Genomic DNA, 18,820 nt, shown 5'->3' with positions numbered 1-18,820 from the left:
CTCTCTTTATTCTTCTTTTCAAACAAGCAAGAATAGGAAGGTGGTTCACATGACATTACAAGTTCCAACAATTTTAATTGGCTTAGGTGGAATCGGTAGTACTGTCACACATCAAATATATGAAAGATTACCTGAGGAGCGTCGTAAAAAGGTAGCGATGCATGTATTTGATACAGATGTGAATACATTGAGTAAATTTGATCATATTCGGAAGTTTAAGACGCAAACGAGCTCGAGTAAAACACCGAGAGAGTATATTGCGGGAGATCCAACGATTCCAGAGTGGTTTCCGATGGACCCGACTATACTTGATAAACCGTTAACAGAAGGGGCTGGACAGTTACGCGTCATTTCACGGTTAGCGTTACGTGCTGCGATGAAAGAAGATAAACTCACATCGTTTTGGCAAGAAATCGAGAAGATTTTTCCAGTTACAAGTGATCAGACCGAATATGGTGTACGTGTCATTATTGTAACATCACTAGCCGGCGGAACAGGCTCAGGGATGTTTTTACAAATCGCATTATATTTGCGTGAGATGCTCCGGAAGAAATTGCAGCATCATAACATTTTAATTCGCGGTGCGTTTTTAATGCCGGATGTTTTAGTTAAGACGAGAACGGTTAGTGCGAAAGAGTTTGAAACTGTGCAAGCGAATGGTTATGCATCGTTAAAAGAGTTGCACGCTATTACGCTTGGATCGACTGGTGAATTATCAAAACGAGGCGGCGTAACGATTGAATTAGAATATCGTCCTGATCAAGTGGATGAGGACGGAAGAACAAACCATACGATAAAGCAGCATCATTTACCGTACAATTATTGTTTCTTATATGATTATGAAAATTTACATGGGCACCATTTGCACAATTTATCGGATTATATGGAGCAAATGGCAAATACGATTTATTTACAGTTATTTAGTCCAATGTCTGCAAATCATTTTGCACAAGAAGATAATCAAATTCAGCAATTGGCAGAATCGAGTGGGAAAGGGAGATATTGCGGAGCAGGAACGGCAAAACTTATTTATCCGTATGAGCACGTTTTGAAATACTGTGCTTTAAAATGGGCGGTGCAAGGTTTAGATGAATCTTGGCTTCATTTAGATCAACTGTTTCAAGAAAAAAAGCAAAGATACGACCAAGATGTCAAACGTGGTATGCAGCGTGAAAAGCCAGAGCGCGGGAAAAGTTATTTAGAAGACTTAGAGCATCTTGCTACTCGGCCAGAACAAGCTCATATTTTTTATAGACAAATGTACCATGAAACACGTGAGGGGGCAGAGGGTGGTAAGCTCGGTGTTGCAAAATCAAAATTGTTTTTAGATGCTGTAGAGAGTTACGTACACCGTACAGTGCAAAAAGATGAGGAATTAAACCGCCTGCAGCATGAGTGCAAAATATCGGCTGCGAAGCTTAAAATGATGGAACAAATGAAGGGGGAAGTAGCGAGAGTTGATCATGCGGTTCGTTTATATGCTTATGCCATTCCGAGCCGTGTACATGAGCATGTTACTACCCTTTTATATGACATGATCGAATCAGACCGCTTTACACCGAGTGGCTCAGAAGGACAGTCTTACCAATTAAATACATGGTTTTTAAAGAAAACGGATCCAGTTCATCCAGTTGCAGCACGTTTTATGCTGTATGAAATTCGTAAGCAGTTAGTAGAGAAGATGAATCGACTACATGAAAATAATGAACAAAAGCGTAATTTAATTCAAAACTACGATAAGAAATTTAATGTGAGTAATATTGATGGAACTGTAACGGCTGTTCGCCGCGTTGAAATTGCGCAGCAACAAGGCTGGTTTGGAAAAATGATTAATAATCAGCAGCGTTTGTTTAAAAAAGAATTTGAAGATATTGTAACGCAGTACGTACACAAATTAAGTGAGTATCGTAAAGAAATGTTGTTAGAACTCGTGTATCAATCGCTATACCAAGCAGTTGATAAAATGATTCAATATTGGGAAAGATTCTTTGATAATTTATACGAAACACGTGAAAATTTATTGTTTGAAATCCAAAAGCGAAGCAAGGAATTTGAGGGGAAAACGAACCCGACGAATGTATACGTATTAGCTGAAGAGAAATTGCAAGAAAAGATTTGGCAAGATATGCAGCAACATTTAAATTTAGGTGTATTACCGAAAGATATATCGTCCGAAATTTATATGAGCTTGTACGGGGAATATTGTCGTGATGCGAAAGCCGAAGAAATTCAGTCGAAAAAGGTGGAAGACTTCTATCGTGAACATATATTGAGTTATTGTTATGACGAACTTCAAGTGCGCTATCGTGACAAATTAGAGCTTAATATCGTTGAAGCATTGCGAAAAGAAGCAGATTTCAAGAAGCGTGATCGTGATGAATACGTTCGTGAAAAAATTGAAGATCTTTTCCATTTAGCAAGTCCGTTCGTTCCGAAAGTTTCTCATCATAGAGAATTACAATATTGGGGCGTACATCCATCTTTAAAACAAGAATTGCAAGAAGAGTTATTGCAAGAAATGTTTAAAGAAAAAGATACGGTAAACGAGGCGTTTTCACCATTTGAAGTGATTTGTTATCGTGCTCATTACGGATTATCGCTACAAGATTTTCCTAAGCTTTCATCTGGACATATTGCGAATGGTTTTATGAACGATAAAGGTGATTATTTTCAATCGTATTATCGCCGCGTGAACAAATTAAATAGTAAAAAATCTAGTTTGACGCCGCATTTAGATAAATATTGGCACTTACCAGCCTTTATGCCAGACTTGAATGCAACGCAAACGAAGTTAGATTACGACAAATGTAATCGTGCTCTTCTATACGCGTATATGTATCGCTGGATTAGCTTAGTTGCTGTTGATGGACAATTCGTGTATCAATATAATGGTGTTGGCCGTAGCTTTTTAATTCAGTCGATGGGGAAAAATATTTCAAGTGAAAGTTATAAGTTGCACAGAGCATTGCTTCATAATCCTTTTATTTATGAAAACATCTTGTCACGATTTGAAGAAGAACAAGAAAAGGCAATGATACAAGGTGGACATTTATATACACATGCATTTGTATTAGGCGCTCAAGATATAAGATGGCTCCGTAAAGAGCATGTTCATAATATTTTAGATATGATTTTAATGTATGACCGTGAGGCAAAATATGACCCGACGTTAGAAGAAACATCTGACGATTTGTTAAGGCTATTCCTTGATGAAATTGAGCTGTATTTCCAAAACTATTACGGAACAGGTGCAGATATGGTTGCGAAGAAAGAGAAAGAGATGTTTATGAAACAATTGTGGGATCGTTCGTATGCGAAAGGGTATGTGGATCCAAATAGTGCGCCTTATAAAAAATGGCAAAATATATTACATGTTCCCGATGAAGAAGAAGTGCCAAAAACGAATGTATAATGAGTGAAAAGGGAATCCTTAAGAATGACAATACAACTTTAGAAATGAGGGATTCCGATGCCATTTTTAGGAAGTGTATATCAAATATTTGGATTATATCCAGAAATTTATTATGGAATGATTTCAGCAGAGCTGCAAGAAGAAGCTCAAAAGGAACATATCGATAATAATAGTACAGAAATTGAAGCGGAAGAATAAAGCGCAGATGAACATCTGCGCTTTTTTATTGTCTTAAGTGAAAATACTGTTTGTAATTTGCAGGAAAGTTAATTGCTCTAATAAGATGGATAGTTATTTTTGTATAACAAATCGACTGATTTTATCATGTTTGCATACGGGGATTACATTGAGTTAAATGTATAAAAATGAATTTTGGAATAATGAAAATTGTATTAAAATGGGAATCAGCAGTGTTCGTGAGTGGTATCGTATATTTTGGAATGCTATTTTATTTATAATTATTCAATTCGGGTGAATTAATTATATTGTTGACAATATAATTAATCCTGTGATAAATTCAATCAATCTTCTAAAAACAAGCCTGTTAACAAGCTTGTTTTTAGAAGATTGATTTTTCTGATTTTAAATTATGTAATTTGTGGAGTCTATATAGGGAGTGAAAGTAAAGCATGAATATTATTAATGTGTAATAGCAACAGTAATAAAGATTGTAATGAGTAAGGGATAATTTTGAAAAAGAGGTTTCTACGAATGAGTTTATTTATAAAGAAAGCAATGAATGAAGAAAAGAAAAAAGTGTTAAAGCAAACTTTAGGAGCAATTGATTTAACGCTTTTAGGAATTGGAGCAATTATTGGTACAGGTATTTTCGTATTAACAGGTATTGTAGCTGCGAAACATGCTGGTCCAGCAATTGTATTATCTTTTATGTTAGCTGCAATTGTATGTGCTTGTGTAGCCTTTTGTTATGCTGAATTTGCATCTACAGTCCCGGTCTCAGGAAGTGTGTATTCGTATACGTATATGACATTAGGTGAGATTTTTGCTTTTATAGTTGGCTGGTGTGTCATGTTAGAGTACTTATTAGCTACTTCTGCGGTGGCGGCGGGATGGTCAGCCTATTTTCAGTCATTGCTACTAGGGTTTAATATTCATATTCCGGCAATCATTGCTTCTGCACCAGGGATGGGGAATGGCGGGATTATCGACTTGCCAGCGGTTATTATTATTTTAATTGTTACATTTTTACTAAGTCGTGGTGTGAAAGAAAGTGCACGTATAAATAATATAATGGTTATTATTAAACTGGCTGTTATTTTAGTATTTATTATTGTAGGAGCAAACTATGTAAAGCCAGAGAATTGGCAGCCGTTTCTTCCTTTTGGATACCATGGTGTTATTGGAGGAGCTGCTACTGTATTTTTTGCCTTTTTAGGTTTCGATGCAGTTGCAACAGCAGCAGAGGAAGTGAAACGCCCACAACGTAACGTTCCAATTGGATTACTTGTCTCTTTATGCATTTGTACAATTCTTTATGTTGGTGTTTCATTCGTGTTAACTGGAATGGTTCCATTTACGGATCTGAATGTAGCTGATCCAGTTGCATATGCACTGCGTATTGTAGGAGAGGATAGAATTGCTGGTCTATTATCAGTTGGAGCGATAGCTGGTTTAACAACAGTTCTGTTAGTTGCTATGTTCGCATTTGTTCGAGTATCATACTCGATGAGCCGAGATGGATTGTTACCAAAAAGATTTTCGAGTGTTCATAAACGTTATCAAACACCATTTTTTAATACATGGATTACGGGTATTCTTGCGGCTGTATTAGCAGGTTTATTGGACTTGAATTTGTTGGCAAATTTAGTGAATGTGGGAACGATAACAGCTTTCATATTTGTATCTATAGCTGTAATTGTATTAAGGAAGACACATCCTAATTTGAAAAGACCGTTCCGTGCTCCGTTAGTTCCATTCTTACCTATACTTGCGATAGTAAGTTGTTTATATTTAGCATTAAATCTTTCTAAAACCACTTTAATCAGTTTTGCAGTTTGGGTTATTGTAGGTATTTTTATTTATTTTATATACGCGAAAAAACATAGTAAGATTAGAAATAGAGTATAAGGTATTACAATTATGGCTGTAGGCTAAAGTTTTTTTACCTATAGCCATTTTTATTTGTGCGCACCTTATTTTCGTGTTAACATAAAGCGGATTTTTTAAGGGAGAGAAAGAGATGAAATGGATTTATTTTATTATTATCAACGTTATAGCATTTAGTATGATGGGGCTTGATAAGCGAAAAGCAAAGAAAAAGCAGTGGAGAACGCCAGAAAGTACGTTGTTTTTATCAGCTGCAGCTGGAGGAGCGGTTGGAGCTTGGATTGGTATGTATATGTTTCATCATAAGACACATAAAAGTAAATTTGTCTTCGGTATTCCAGTGCTCATTATTATAACAGTAGGAGTGTTTTTATACATATAAAGGATTTGCAAGAGGAATGTCGAAAGAAATGCAGATTGAATATTGGTAAAGTAAGCATGTGAGACTTTATAATGAAGAAAAAAAGAGAAGAGGAGAAAAAGGAAGATGGGGAGTCAAACAGCAGAGCAAAAGCAGGGGATTATATATGCAGCAGGTGCGTATACGATGTGGGGAGTCCTTCCGATTTATTGGAAATGGGTGGAGGAAGTACCGGCAGATGAAATATTAGCGCATCGCATCGTTTGGGCATTTGTTTTTATGTTGTTAGTTTTAGGAGTAACGAAGAGGTTTCGTCAGTTTGGTGGGGAGTTAGTGGCCCTTTTTAAACGACCTAAATTATTAATGTCATTAACAATTGCTTCGGTACTTATTAGTGGAAACTGGTTTGTATACATATGGGCCGTAAATCATAACCATGTAATCGAAGCAAGTCTTGGGTATTATATTAATCCACTTATAAGTATTTTACTTGGTACAGTTGTTTTAAAAGAGAAGCTTAATTTTTGGCAATATGTTGCGGTTGGTTTAGCTGGATTGGGCGTTGTTATTTTAACGATACGTTTCGGATCAATTCCATGGGTTTCTCTTTCACTTGCTTTTTCATTTGGATTATATGGATTAACAAAAAAATTATTAAATTATGATGCAACAATTGGGCTTACGATGGAAACGATGTTAGTGACGCCATTTGCACTTATATATTTGTTTATGACAGGAGTTCATGGCTTTGGTTCGTTCGGTTCTATTTCGGCAATATCAACGTTTCTTTTAATAGGGGCAGGTATTGTTACAGCGTTACCACTCTTTTATTTTGCTAAAGGAGCACAACTTATTCCGCTCTATATGATAGGATTTTTACAATACATCGCGCCGACTATTAGTTTAATTTTAGGTGTGTTCGTTTTTGGTGAACATTTCACATCTACTCATATGATTGCGTTTTTCTGTATATGGATTGCTTTATTTGTCTTTTCAATGGCGAAAACAAAGTTTCTACTACAGAAGCAACCAAAATTTATTAAAAATAAATCAGCAAAAGTATCATAATGCGTAGTATTTTCTACGCATTTTTCTTTATACTTATATTATATAGAAATTCCATTATAGTCAGTGAGGAGCTGAAAAACATGGAAACAATTTTACATAATGATCCACTTATAGCAGCTATAATTTCTTGGTTTTTAGCACAGTTAACGAAAGTCGTTTTTAAATTAATAAAAACAGGCGAGTTTGATTTTGCTAAGTTCTTTGCTTCAGGTGGAATGCCAAGTTCGCATGCTTCGACTGTTACTGCACTTGCTACAGGTGTCGGAGTGGTGGAAGGTGTGGAGAGTCCAATATTTGCGGTTGCCGCTATTTTTGCCATTATTGTTATGTACGATGCTTCAGGAGTAAGGCTTGCGGTAAGTAAGCAAGCGAAAATATTGAATGATTTTTTTCATGGTAGACAAACAGAATATAAAAAGTTAAATGAGCTCGTTGGACATACACCGTATCAAGTTGTTGTTGGTGCACTATTAGGAATTGTTGTCGGGGTTGGGTATTGTTTGTAAGCAGAATGTGTGTAATGCACGTTCTGCTTTTCTTTGTTTTCATACATATTTAGATGAGTTTTCGAATATCGTATACGGACTTAGAAAGGGTGGGTGAGCGGTGTGCTACTATATGACAAAGTGCATGAGGAGATAGAGCGGAGAACGACTGCACTTCAAACGATGCAAAGGCAAGACGGAACGTGGCAATTTTGTTTTGAAGGAGCTTTGCTAACGGATTGTCACATGATTTTTTTACTCAAATTATTAGGGCGAAATGACGAAATAGAACCGTTTGTGAAAAGGTTAGTATCTCTTCAAACAAATGAAGGGACTTGGAAATTATACGAAGATGAAAAGGGAGGGAATTTATCCGCGACGATTCAAGCATATGCTGCTTTACTTGCTTCGGAAAGATATTCGAAAGAAGCTATGAATATGAGGCGAGCTGAAATGTTTATTAAGGAACACGGGGGAGTTTCTCGTGCTCATTTTATGACGAAATTTTTATTAGCGATTCATGGAGAATATGAATTTCCTGCGCTTTTTCACTTTCCAACGCCAATCTTATTTTTACAAGATGACTCCCCCCTCAGTATATTTGGGCTAAGCAGCTCAGCGCGTATACATTTAATTCCGATGATGATTTGTATGAATAAGAGATTCCGTGTAGAGAAAAAGTTATTGCCAAATTTAAATCATATTGCAGGCGGGGGTGGGCAATGGTTTCGAGAGGAGCGGTCTCCGCTGTTTCAATCGTTTTTAGGTGATGTGAAAAAGGTAATATCTTATCCATTATCGTTACATCATAAAGGATACGAAGAAGTAGAGCGCTTTATGAAGGAGCGTATAGATGAAAATGGAACATTATATAGTTACGCCAGTGCTACGTTTTATATGATTTATGCTTTGCTTGCATTAGGACACTCTATTCAGTCTCCAATTATTGAGAAAGCTGTGACAGGATTAAAATCTTATATATGGAAGATGGACAGAGGAAGTCATTTGCAAAATTCTCCTTCTACCGTATGGGATACCGCTTTACTTAGCTATTCATTGCAAGAAGCTAAAGTTACAAATGAAAATAAGATGATTCAAAGGGCGACGGAGTATTTATTGCAAAAACAACAAACTAAAAAGGTAGATTGGAGCGTACATGCATCATCACTTGTAGCTGGCGGTTGGGGATTTTCAGATGTTAATACGACGATCCCTGATATAGACGATACTACAGCTGCCCTTAGAGCGTTAGCGCGAAGTAGAGGGAATGATAGAGTAGATGATGCGTGGGGAAGAGGCGTGGAATGGGTGAAAGGATTGCAAAACAATGATGGGGGCTGGGGAGCTTTTGAACGAGGGGTAACGAGCAAGTTACTATCGAATTTGCCGATTGAAAATGCGAGTGATATGATAACCGATCCGTCCACACCAGATATTACAGGTAGGGTGTTAGAATTATTCGGAACGTATGCACCGAATGAGTTGCTTGAAGAGCAAAAAAAGAAAGCTATCAAATGGTTAATGGATGTACAGGAACAGAATGGATCATGGTATGGAAAATGGGGGATATGTTATATATATGGGACATGGGCAACGATGACAGGCTTACGTGCATTAGGAGTGCCTTCTACTCATCCAGCGTTGAAAAAAGCCGCTTCATGGCTCGAACATTTGCAGCATGAAGACGGAGGGTGGGGAGAATCCTGTCAAAGTAGTGTAGAGAAAAAATTTATTTCTTTACCTTTTAGTACGCCGTCACAAACAGCGTGGGCACTTGATGCACTCATTTCTTACTACGATCAAGAAACACCGATTATTCGAAAAGGAATTTCATATTTGCTCGCGCAGTCTACTATGAATGAAAAATATCCTACTGGTACAGGGTTACCGGGGGGCTTTTATATTCGCTATCATAGTTATGGACATATATATCCGTTACTTGCTTTAGCGCACTACGTAAAGAAATATAGAAAATAAACCGAGAGATACTCTCGGTTTATTTTGATGGGTAGTAGGTCCCTGTTGAAAAGAATAAGGAACGTTGTAGTTCCTTATTTTTCTGTTGATTGGCGTTTTTGACGTGCATCAGCGGCATTTGCACGTGCGTTTGCTTCTAAGTCATTGTGGTCAGCGAGTTCGCGAGCGAACTCAACATCAATGCCATCGGCAGCTTTGTTTCGATCTACATTCTTTTTTTTCATTCGAAACAATCTCCTTGTGTTTTATGCGGCGTTGCAAAGTTAGTTTGACACAAATAGACTTTTTTATACAAAGAGGATTTGGAAAGCATAGAGCCGAAATATACAATATAACTAATAGAAATGGGGGATAGGGATGGACTTGTTGAATGGGAAAACAGCTGTTGTAACGGGTGCTGCGCAGGGGATTGGAAAAGAAATCGCACGAGTTTTTGCAAAACTAGGGGCCAAAGTATTAATTAGTGATGTAAATGAAGAGAAGCTACAAAAAACGACACGTGAATTATCAGATGAAGGGTATGATGTGAGTTTATATCGATGTGATGTGAGTAATCAAAATGAAGCGAAGTCGTTAATTGAATATGCGGTGCAAAAATTTGGTACATTACATATTTTAGTGAATAACGCTGGAATTACAAAAGATGCAATGTTACATAAGATGGAGAAATCAGCTTGGGAACAAGTATTACAAGTGAACTTAACTGGCGTTTTTTACTGTATGCAGCCAGCGCTTCTTTATATGAGGCAACAAGGGTATGGGCGGATTATTAATATTTCTTCTATTAGTAGGGAAGGAAATATTGGACAAGCAAATTATGCGGCTACAAAAGCAGGGGTTGTAGGTTTAACAAAAACAGCAGCGAAAGAGGTTGGAAGTTTTGGTATTACGTGTAATGCGATTTGTCCAGGATTTATGGATACTGATATGACAAAAACAATACCGGATAAAGTAAGAGAGAAAATGGTTGGAGCGATTCCAGTTGGAAGAATCGGAACGCCGGAAGATATTGCAAACGCAGCTGCCTTTTTAGCATCAGAGTATGCGTCTTACATTACAGGAGAGGTATTAAATGTGAGCGGTGGGTTGCAAGTGTAAATGAATACATAATGAAAAGAACCTGACCGAGTAGGTCAGGTTCTTTCTCGTTAATTTAAGTTAATCCAAACGCTCTTCACTTCTGTATAGTTGTTCAGCGCGTAAGATCCCATTTCGCGGCCAAGACCGGATTGTTTAAATCCTCCAAATGGAGATGCTGCATCAAAGACGTTATAACAGTTTACCCATACAGTACCAGCACGTACTTTACTTGCAACATAGTGTGCTGTTTTAACATTTTCTGTCCACACACCAGCCGCTAAGCCGAATTGTGATTTATTTGCACGTTCAATCACTTCATCAATATCGTTAAAAGGTATTGCAGAAATAACTGGACCGAAAATTTCTTCTTTTGCGATCGTCATTTCGTCATTTACGTCAGCGAATACTGTAGGAGAAACGAAGTAGCCTTGATCGAATGGATTACTTCCTCCGCAAAGTACTTCAGCGCCTTCTTCAATCCCTTTTTCAATGTAGCTCATTACACGTTTTTGTTGTTCTTCGGAAACGAGAGGACCGATTGTTGTTTCAGGGTTAAGACCGGCACCTTGATTTAGTTTTTTAGAATAGAGGACGAGATCAGCCATGACATTATCATACATTTTCTTTGGGATAAATAAGCGTGATCCAGCAGAGCATACTTGTCCTTGGTTAAACATAACACCAGAAAGTGCACCAGGAATCGCGCGAGATAAGTCGGCGTCTGGTAAAATAATGTTCGGTGATTTACCGCCAAGCTCTAAAGTAACACGTTTCAATGATTCAGATGCTTGTCGCATAATTTGTTTACCGACTGGAGTAGAACCAGTAAATGCAATTTTATCAACGAGTGGATGATTAACAAGTGCTTGTCCAGCTGATTCACCGAATCCAGGAACGATATTAATAACACCTTTCGGGAATCCAGCTTCTTCAATTAATTCAGCTAAGTATAGAGCGGATAGTGGAGTTTGTTCTGCAGGTTTTAAAACGATTGTACATCCTGTAGCAAGCGCAGCTCCCATTTTCCACATTGCCATAAGAAGTGGGAAGTTCCAAGGGATAATTTGACCGACGACACCAACAGCCTCATGGCGTGTATAGTTAAAGTAATCACCGGAAACAGGAATTGTTTGACCAACAATTTTCGTCGCCCAGCCAGCATAATAGCGCATATGCTCAATTGCAAGTGGTATGTCTGCCGCCATTGTTTCACGGATTGGCTTTCCGTTATCTAACGTTTCGAGCTGTGCGAGCTCTTCTTTATGCTCTTCCATTAAATCAGCGAGCTTGTACATAAGACGGCTGCGTTCAGCAGTGCTCATGCGTGACCAAGGACCTTCATCGAAAGCCATTCGAGCAGCTACCACAGCTTTATGAATGTCTTCGCGACCAGCTTCAGCAACGATAGCGAGTGTTTCACCATTTGCTGGGTTAGGAGTTTTAAATGTTTTTCCGGAAGCGCTTTCAATGAACGCTCCGTTCACATATAGTTTCTTTGTGCCCTGAAGAAATTTCTCTACCTTTTCATGAAGATTTACAGCTAGTTGACTCATTGTATAACCCCCTTGAAAATATAATTTAAACGCAGTACGAGACGGCGTTTATTCCGAAATCAAGGATGTGGGAACTAGATGAAAAGCCTCTACTTAAAATCATAAATAAAAAATGCTGAAAATTCAAATTTCATTTCCGTTACAATTGTAAAAAATATGTAATGAAACATTGTATTCTATATAATTACAAAAAATCCTGCGCGTTTTTGTTTTCTAGTAGGAAAAACTAGAAAAACAGTGGTACAATTATACATCGTGAGAGGAGGGGGAAAATGAAGAATTATCATGATGATCCGCGCTTTCGAGTTGCCCATAGAGAAGCGTTAATTGGTCTTGGATTAGCTATTATTAATTTTATAATATGGTATGGATTTGCTTATGGGCTTGGAAGTAAGGATCCGAGTGAATATACATATGTATTAGGTTTTCCAGCATGGTTTTTTTATAGCTGTATCGTTGGATTTATCGTAATGGTTATTTTGCTTATTTTAGTTGTTCGTTTTTTATTTCAAGATATTTCACTCGATGAGGAAGAAAAAAGTGAGGAATGATAGATGAATTGGTATGTAATAATCCCAATGATAATTTCTTTTATCATTGTGTTTTTAATTGGTGTATATGCATCAAGACGTGTACAAGCAACCGCTAATAATAAATTTTTACAAGAATATTTTCTTGGTGGGCGTGAACTTGGTGGCTTATTATTAGCTATGACGATGATTGCTACGTACGGTAGTGCAAGTAGCTTTATCGGCGGGCCTGGTATTGCTTACAATATGGGTCTTGGATGGGTGCTGTTATCAGCGATTCAAGTTGTAACAGGATATATCGTTTTAACGGTTATTGGTAAAAAGTTTGCTATTATCGCTAGAAAGATGGAAGCAATTACGCTTATTGATTATTTAAAGGGCAGATACAATAATAAAGCGGTAGTTGTTCTTTCTGCGTTATGTATTATAATCTTTTTGTTCTCAGCAACAGTAGCCCAGTGGGTTGGCGGCGGACGATTAATTGAGTCGCTAACAGGACTTTCCTACACAACGGCACTATTTTTATTTACATTTTCTGTACTTGTGTATGTGTTAATTGGTGGATTTCGTGCAGTCGCTTTATCAGATACGTTATTAGGAATCATTATGTTAGTCGGAACAACAATCATTTTAATTGCTACTGTCATTGCTGGTGGCGGAGTTGAAAAGATTATGCAGGAACTTATTCAAATTAATCCGAATCTAATAACACCGTTCGGAGCGGATGGAAGTTTAACGAAATCATATGTCACATCATTTTGGATTTTAATTGGGATTGGTGTCGTGGGATTACCGCAAATTAGTGTGCGTGCTATGTCTTATAAAAATTCAAAAGCTATGCACCAAGCATTAATCATTGGAACGGTTGTCGTCGGTACAATTATGATTGGTATGCATTTAACAGGTGTGTTTGCAAGAGTAGTCCTTCCAGGCATAACGGTACCAGATAAAGTAATGCCGCTACTCGCAATGGAAGTGTTGCCACCTTGGTTAGCTGGAGTTTTCTTAGCTGCACCAATGGCAGCGATAATGTCTACTGTGAACTCATTATTATTACTTGTAAGTTCGTCAATTATTAAAGATATATATGTGAACTACATAAATAAAGATGCCGCGGATAGTACGATAAAGAAAGGTAGCCTATTGATTACTGGTATCGTAGGATTACTCGTATATGCTGCCGCTATTAAGCCGCCAGACTTTTTAATTTGGTTAAATTTATTTTCTTTCGGTGGTTTAGAAGCAGCGTTCATTTGGCCGATTGTGTTAGGTTTATATTGGAAAAAAGGAAATGCAACTGGAGCTCTCGCATCTATTTTAGTTGGAGTAGGTTCCTATATGTTTATTCACCTTTGCTACCCTAATCCATTCGGTATACATACAGTTGTTTTCCCGATTTGCTTTGCATTTATCTCTTATATAATTGGTAGTATGGTTACGATGAAAAAAGTAGCATAAAAATATAGAAAAACGTAGGAACTTCTAATATGAAGTTCCTACGTTTTTTGTTTATACAAAATTTATCTTTTTCATTCTGTATTCCGTCATGTATTCATAAAGTAATAACAATTGATGGGATGGAGTTGAGGTCTATGAAAAAAATATTATTTTTAGGAGACCCAGGAATTGATGACTCTTTAGCAATTATGTATGGATTATTGCATCCTGATATTGATATTGTTGGAGTAGTAACAGGATATGGGAATGTAACGCAGGAAAAGGCGACGAGTAATGCGGCGTATTTATTGCAAATGGCGAGCCGGGAAGATATACCTGTTATTAATGGAGCGAAAATTCCTTTATCTGGGGATTTTGTAACATATTATCCGGAAATTCATGGGGTAGACGGTTTGGGACCTATTAAGCCTCCTAAAAATTTTTCTCCCAATATTAAACCTTTTTGTGCATTTTTCGATATCATTGAAAAATATAAAGGAGAACTAATAATTGTTGATGCCGGCAGATCAACAACATTAGCGACGGCATTTATTTTAGAAAAACCAATGATGAAGTATGTGAAAGAATATTATATAATGGGCGGAGCTTTTTTAATGCCCGGAAATGTTACACCGGTCGCGGAAGCCAATTTTCATGGTGACCCAATTGCATCACAATTAGTTATGCAAAATGCGAAAAATGTGACATTAATACCGCTTAACGTTACATCAGAAGCGATTATTACACCGGAGATGGTGAAATACATTACGAAACATTCTAAAACGAATTTCAAGAAATTAATAGAACCGATTTTCGATTATTATTATAAAGCTTATAAAAATCTGAATCCTAAAATAACAGGGAGCCCAGTGCATGATGTAGTAACGATGATGGTAGCGGCAAATCCATCTCTTTTAGATTACGTGTATCGTCGTGTTGATGTAGATACGGTTGGAGTTGCGAAAGGGGAAAGTATCGCTGATTTTCGCCCGCAACCTGAAGCAAAAGCGTTGAAAAATTGGGTTAAAATTGGCTGGTCTTTACATTATAAAAAGTTTCTAGAGGATTTTGTGAAAATTATGACGTAGACATAATAGTAGCATACAAGTTAAAATAATGGAGATGATTGTTTAAATAATCATCTCCATTATTTTGTTTTTAAGAGATAAATAGAGAAGAGTTACACAATAGGAGAGGAATTTTACTTGAAAAAAACTATAGTATGCGCAGTGATTGTGGGTATTTTTGTTTTGCTGATATCAGGTAACTTTTTAGTGAAAAAAGTGTGGAGTTCAAATAATGATGATGCGCAGTACATAGCATCCTTTATTGAAGAACATAAAGATGAAAAGAATAGTGCACTTTTAATAAAAAGAAATGATAAAGTCGTGTATTCTGTAAATCCGGATGTTGTATTGCCAGTTGCTAGTACGATGAAGTTAATTGTGGCGCTTGAATATACGAAACAAGTTACAGAGGGGAAAATCGATCCGTCTAGTTTCGTTTCAATTAATGATGTGAATCGTTATTATGTGCCAGGTACAGATGGTGGTGCACAAGATAGATGGCAAAATTATTTGCAAAAAAAAGAAAAGATAACTGAAGGAGCGGTTTCTTTAGAAGAAGTTGCAAAAGGAATGGTTAAGTTTAGTTCTAATGCAAATACTGAATATTTAATGGAGGTATTAGGATTAGACAATATTAATCGGAATTTACAAAGTTTAGCACTTCCTGCACATCAACCGCTATTTCCGATTGTTTCATCTTTATACATTCCGGGATATTTGCATAAAGAATTACATGTTCCAAAATATAAAATAGAGAAAAAGTTAAAAGAAATGTCTCAAGAGCAATATCGTGAATATGCTATGATTATTCATGAACGCTTAAAAAAGAAGGGACCATTATTACAGAAGGAAATTCCTCTGTATTTAGAGGAACGTTACGACAAAATTTGGTCGGATAGATTGCCGGCTGCTTCCGCTAACGATTATATGGTACTGCTTCAAAAGGCAAATCATCAAGGTGGTCTTACAGAAGCGGAAGAAAAAGTGTGGGCGAATATCGTTGAAACAGATATGAGCGCAAAGAAATATCGTAAAACATTCAGGCATGCTGGACAAAAGAATGGTTATACACCATGGACGGTAACAAAAGCAGTTTATGCAATGGATAAACGCGGAAACTGTACAGAAATTGTTTTCTTGGCAAATAATTTAAATGAAGATGACAGTGCTGAAATACGTAAACATTTAGCAAATCTACACTTTCAAGTGTTGCAAAGTGATAAGTATGATGCGACTTTTATTAAATAAACTCGGTGCTATGAGCGCCGAGTTTATTTTTATGTACAAGCACTTTTTCACCATCCTTGGGTATGATGGGTAGTAACACTTAGGCGAAAGGGGAAAAGGTGATGAAACAGAGTAAAGAAGAGTTTATTAAGAATGAAGGCGCTGATTTCCCTGGGAAAACATATGTAGATTGTGTATTACAGCACGTATTTAATTTTCAGCGTAATTATTTATTAAAAGATATGTTTCAAGTGCATAGGGCACATATTACTATGTTAACTGAAGAGAAGTTAATGAAAAGAGAAGAAGCGAAAGTTATATTAATCGCACTTAAAAAAGTAGAGGGGATTCCAAAGGAGAAGTTGCTATATAAAGAGCAACATGAAGATCTTTTTTTCTTAGTTGAACATTTGCTTTCTCAAGAAGCAAAGTGTGAATTTGTAAGTAATATGCATATCGGTAGAAGTAGAAATGATATGGGTGTAACGATGTATCGCATGAGTTTACGGCAATTTGTATTGCGGTTAATGGAACATCATTTATTGCTGCAAGAAAGTATGCTGGAGCTCGCCGGTGAACATATGGAAACAATTATGCCCGCGTATACACATACACAACCGGCGCAGCCGACAACATTTGGTCATTATATTTTGGCAATTCATGATACGATGCAACGAGATTTAGAAAGAATGAAAAAAGCGTATCATCTTTTAAATCATTCTCCAATGGGGGCAGCTGCGCTTTCTACAACAAGCTTCCCAATTAAGAGAAAACGAGTGGCACAGTTACTTGGGTTTACAAATGTAATTGAGAACTCATATGATGCTGTTGCTGGAGCAGATTATTTATTAGAAGTTAGCTCGTTACTAATGGTTATTATGACGAATACGAGTAGATGGATTCATGATTTTTTACTATTAGCGACGAAAGAATATGATGGGATTACTGTAGCGAAGCCATATGTGCAAATAAGTAGTATTATGCCGCAAAAACGAAATCCTGTTTCAATAGAACATGCCCGTGCTATTACGAGTAGTGCTTTAGGGGAAGCATTTACTGTATTTCAAATGATTCATAATACACCATTTGGCGATATTGTCGATACGGAGGATGACTTGCAGCCGTATTTATATAAAGGAATCGAAAAGGCGATTCGTGTTTTTTGTATGATGAACGCAGTTATTCGAACGATGAAAGTAGAAGAGGAAACGTTAAAAAGTCGTTCATATAAACACGCGATTACGATTACAGATTTCGCAGATGTTTTAACAAAAAACTATGAAATACCATTTCGGCATGCACATCATGCAGCAAGTGCGATTGCGAATATGTCATTGGAGCAGAAAAAGGAGTTACATGAATTAAATTTCAAAGACATAAATGTATACTTACAAGAAAATTTGAAAGTAAATTTATTAGAAGAAGAGTGGAAAGAAATTATATCACCAGAAGCTTTTATTCAAAAAAGAAATGTATATGGTGGACCGAGTAAAAAAGAGATGGAGCGTATGATTAAAAATCGAAAAGAGTCATTTCAAAAAGAAGAAGAGGTATTTGAAAAGGAAAAACAAAGAATTTTACAAGCTGAAAATGATTTGAATACGTTAGCTTCGAACATTATTGAATCGTAAAAGAGGGATTTAATGAATTAATCGCCAATACTTAATTTAAATATAAATCGAGGGAAGAGATTGTCGATGATTCAATTACATGTATATGAAGAGATTCTTAATTTTAAAGAAGAGGTTACACCATTTTTAGAGAAGAATGAGCAGGAAAATAATCTCATATTAGGTGTATTACAAATGGTCCAAGAACCGATATTTATAGGAGTAGCAAAACAAGAGGAAGAAATTGCAGGTGTATTTCTTCAAACAGAAGAAAAGAAACAAATAATTGTTGCTACGTCTGAGATTTCGGCAGTAGCTATTAAGGAACTTGCAAAAGAGTTAACGAAAGTATATCCACATATTCCTGGATTGATTGGTAATAAAAAAATCGTACAGAAATTAGCGGAAGAGATTGCAGTGTTAGAGAATAAGAAAACTAATGTTGCAATGGAGCAAGGTATATATGAATTAAAACAAGTAAAGAAAAAGTGGAACGGAGATGGAATCTTTCGAGAAGTAAGTAGTGATGAGCTAACATTAATAGAGCAGTGGATATATCAATTTTGCGAAGATGTGAAGCTTCCTACTACGAAAGAAGAAGCGAAACAAACTGCTCATACATTAATTACTAATCGTCGTCTATTTGGTTTAGAAGTAGACGGGAAGATTGTTTCTGTAGCTGCAAAAACGAGACCGACTACAAACAATATAACAGTTAATTTTGTATATACACCGAAAGAAGCTCGGAAAAAAGGGTACGCATCTAGTTGTGTCGCTGCACTTAGTCAACGTATGTTAGATGAAGGCTACAAAACAACGACATTATATACGGACCTGGAAAATCCGACATCAAATAAAATTTATCAAGAAATTGGTTATGAGAAGATTATGGAGTCTGTACTTATATTTTTAGAGAAATAGAATGAAAAGGCACGCTATTATAGCG

Annotated in this window: 16 protein-coding genes; 14 read left to right on the top strand and 2 right to left on the bottom strand. The window is 36.7% G+C overall.

Annotated features, from left to right (window positions below):
* Positions 1–49 precede the first annotated feature (49 nt).
* The 7 genes from CQ058_RS08775 to CQ058_RS08745 all read left to right on the top strand — a co-directional run bounded on the left by CQ058_RS08775 (position 50) and on the right by CQ058_RS08745 (position 9,370).
* On the top strand, positions 50–3,412 hold the full coding sequence (locus CQ058_RS08775; protein WP_002087746.1) for a tubulin-like doman-containing protein: 3,363 nt from the start codon (positions 50–52) through the stop codon (positions 3,410–3,412).
* Positions 3,413–3,469: 57 nt separating this feature from the next.
* Entirely contained in the window at positions 3,470–3,610 is a 141-nt protein-coding gene (locus CQ058_RS08770) for a hypothetical protein (RefSeq protein ID WP_002128471.1), read from the top strand.
* Between the two features lie 513 nt (positions 3,611–4,123).
* Positions 4,124–5,500 (top strand): branched-chain amino acid transporter BcaP, encoded by a 1,377-nt coding sequence (gene bcaP / locus CQ058_RS08765; protein ID WP_002190355.1) that lies wholly within the window; start codon positions 4,124–4,126, stop codon positions 5,498–5,500.
* A 112-nt stretch (positions 5,501–5,612) separates the two neighbouring features.
* Positions 5,613–5,861 (top strand): DUF1294 domain-containing protein, encoded by a 249-nt coding sequence (locus CQ058_RS08760; RefSeq protein ID WP_002190354.1) that lies wholly within the window; start codon positions 5,613–5,615, stop codon positions 5,859–5,861.
* A 105-nt stretch (positions 5,862–5,966) separates the two neighbouring features.
* On the top strand, positions 5,967–6,908 hold the full coding sequence (gene rarD / locus CQ058_RS08755; RefSeq protein WP_002014350.1) for an EamA family transporter RarD: 942 nt from the start codon (positions 5,967–5,969) through the stop codon (positions 6,906–6,908).
* Positions 6,909–6,988: 80 nt separating this feature from the next.
* Entirely contained in the window at positions 6,989–7,414 is a 426-nt protein-coding gene (locus tag CQ058_RS08750; RefSeq protein ID WP_000447809.1) for a divergent PAP2 family protein, read from the top strand.
* 102 nt (positions 7,415–7,516) lie between these two features.
* Positions 7,517–9,370, top strand: a complete 1,854-nt coding sequence (locus CQ058_RS08745) for a terpene cyclase/mutase family protein (protein ID WP_002185204.1) — start codon at positions 7,517–7,519, stop codon at positions 9,368–9,370.
* Between the two features lie 74 nt (positions 9,371–9,444).
* Here the strand turns inward: CQ058_RS08745 and CQ058_RS08740 are convergent, their stop codons facing one another.
* Positions 9,445–9,594 carry a YfhD family protein gene (locus CQ058_RS08740; RefSeq protein ID WP_002128468.1) on the bottom strand — a complete coding sequence of 50 codons (150 nt, stop codon included), beginning with the start codon at positions 9,592–9,594 and terminating at the stop codon, positions 9,445–9,447.
* A 133-nt stretch (positions 9,595–9,727) separates the two neighbouring features.
* Here CQ058_RS08740 and fabG point away from each other — a divergent pair, with 133 nt between their 5' ends.
* Positions 9,728–10,468, top strand: a complete 741-nt coding sequence (gene fabG / locus CQ058_RS08735; protein WP_002190352.1) for a 3-oxoacyl-ACP reductase FabG — start codon at positions 9,728–9,730, stop codon at positions 10,466–10,468.
* Between the two features lie 50 nt (positions 10,469–10,518).
* Here the strand turns inward: fabG and dhaS are convergent, their stop codons facing one another.
* Entirely contained in the window at positions 10,519–12,003 is a 1,485-nt protein-coding gene (gene dhaS, locus CQ058_RS08730; protein WP_002190350.1) for an aldehyde dehydrogenase DhaS, read from the bottom strand.
* Between the two features lie 272 nt (positions 12,004–12,275).
* On the opposite strand from dhaS, the gene CQ058_RS08725 reads away from it, so the two are divergent.
* The 6 genes from CQ058_RS08725 to CQ058_RS08700 all read left to right on the top strand — a co-directional run bounded on the left by CQ058_RS08725 (position 12,276) and on the right by CQ058_RS08700 (position 18,795).
* Entirely contained in the window at positions 12,276–12,554 is a 279-nt protein-coding gene (locus tag CQ058_RS08725; RefSeq protein WP_002014357.1) for a YhdT family protein, read from the top strand.
* 3 nt (positions 12,555–12,557) lie between these two features.
* The gene (gene panF / locus CQ058_RS08720; protein ID WP_002190349.1) at positions 12,558–13,991 is read left to right on the top strand and encodes a sodium/pantothenate symporter; all 1,434 of its coding nucleotides are present in this window, start codon (positions 12,558–12,560) and stop codon (positions 13,989–13,991) included.
* 134 nt (positions 13,992–14,125) lie between these two features.
* Entirely contained in the window at positions 14,126–15,058 is a 933-nt protein-coding gene (locus CQ058_RS08715; protein WP_033733030.1) for a nucleoside hydrolase, read from the top strand.
* A 117-nt stretch (positions 15,059–15,175) separates the two neighbouring features.
* Positions 15,176–16,285, top strand: a complete 1,110-nt coding sequence (locus tag CQ058_RS08710; protein ID WP_002128464.1) for a serine hydrolase — start codon at positions 15,176–15,178, stop codon at positions 16,283–16,285.
* 101 nt (positions 16,286–16,386) lie between these two features.
* Positions 16,387–17,895 carry an argininosuccinate lyase gene (gene argH / locus CQ058_RS08705; RefSeq protein ID WP_002190346.1) on the top strand — a complete coding sequence of 503 codons (1,509 nt, stop codon included), beginning with the start codon at positions 16,387–16,389 and terminating at the stop codon, positions 17,893–17,895.
* Positions 17,896–17,961: 66 nt separating this feature from the next.
* Positions 17,962–18,795 carry a GNAT family N-acetyltransferase gene (locus tag CQ058_RS08700; protein WP_033728132.1) on the top strand — a complete coding sequence of 278 codons (834 nt, stop codon included), beginning with the start codon at positions 17,962–17,964 and terminating at the stop codon, positions 18,793–18,795.
* Positions 18,796–18,820: the final 25 nt, after the last annotated feature.

It is taken from the genome of Bacillus sp. MYb56 (genome assembly GCF_002976445.1).
Classification (GTDB): domain Bacteria; phylum Bacillota; class Bacilli; order Bacillales; family Bacillaceae_G; genus Bacillus_A; species Bacillus_A mycoides.
The sequence above is the reverse complement of the archived record's forward strand: the minus strand, read 5'-3'. Positions and strand labels throughout refer to the sequence as shown.

Coding starts and splice junctions, on each gene's coding strand:
- CQ058_RS08715 (WP_033733030.1), top strand. CDS start 14,126: ATGAAAAAAATATTATTTTTAGGAGACCCAGGAATTGATGACTCTTTA.
- rarD (WP_002014350.1), top strand. CDS start 5,967: ATGGGGAGTCAAACAGCAGAGCAAAAGCAGGGGATTATATATGCAGCA.
- CQ058_RS08700 (WP_033728132.1), top strand. CDS start 17,962: ATGATTCAATTACATGTATATGAAGAGATTCTTAATTTTAAAGAAGAG.
- CQ058_RS08775 (WP_002087746.1), top strand. CDS start 50: ATGACATTACAAGTTCCAACAATTTTAATTGGCTTAGGTGGAATCGGT.
- CQ058_RS08740 (WP_002128468.1), bottom strand. CDS start 9,594: ATGAAAAAAAAGAATGTAGATCGAAACAAAGCTGCCGATGGCATTGAT.
- CQ058_RS08770 (WP_002128471.1), top strand. CDS start 3,470: ATGCCATTTTTAGGAAGTGTATATCAAATATTTGGATTATATCCAGAA.
- panF (WP_002190349.1), top strand. CDS start 12,558: ATGAATTGGTATGTAATAATCCCAATGATAATTTCTTTTATCATTGTG.
- fabG (WP_002190352.1), top strand. CDS start 9,728: ATGGACTTGTTGAATGGGAAAACAGCTGTTGTAACGGGTGCTGCGCAG.
- argH (WP_002190346.1), top strand. CDS start 16,387: ATGAAACAGAGTAAAGAAGAGTTTATTAAGAATGAAGGCGCTGATTTC.
- CQ058_RS08725 (WP_002014357.1), top strand. CDS start 12,276: ATGAAGAATTATCATGATGATCCGCGCTTTCGAGTTGCCCATAGAGAA.
- dhaS (WP_002190350.1), bottom strand. CDS start 12,003: ATGAGTCAACTAGCTGTAAATCTTCATGAAAAGGTAGAGAAATTTCTT.
- bcaP (WP_002190355.1), top strand. CDS start 4,124: ATGAGTTTATTTATAAAGAAAGCAATGAATGAAGAAAAGAAAAAAGTG.
- CQ058_RS08750 (WP_000447809.1), top strand. CDS start 6,989: ATGGAAACAATTTTACATAATGATCCACTTATAGCAGCTATAATTTCT.
- CQ058_RS08760 (WP_002190354.1), top strand. CDS start 5,613: ATGAAATGGATTTATTTTATTATTATCAACGTTATAGCATTTAGTATG.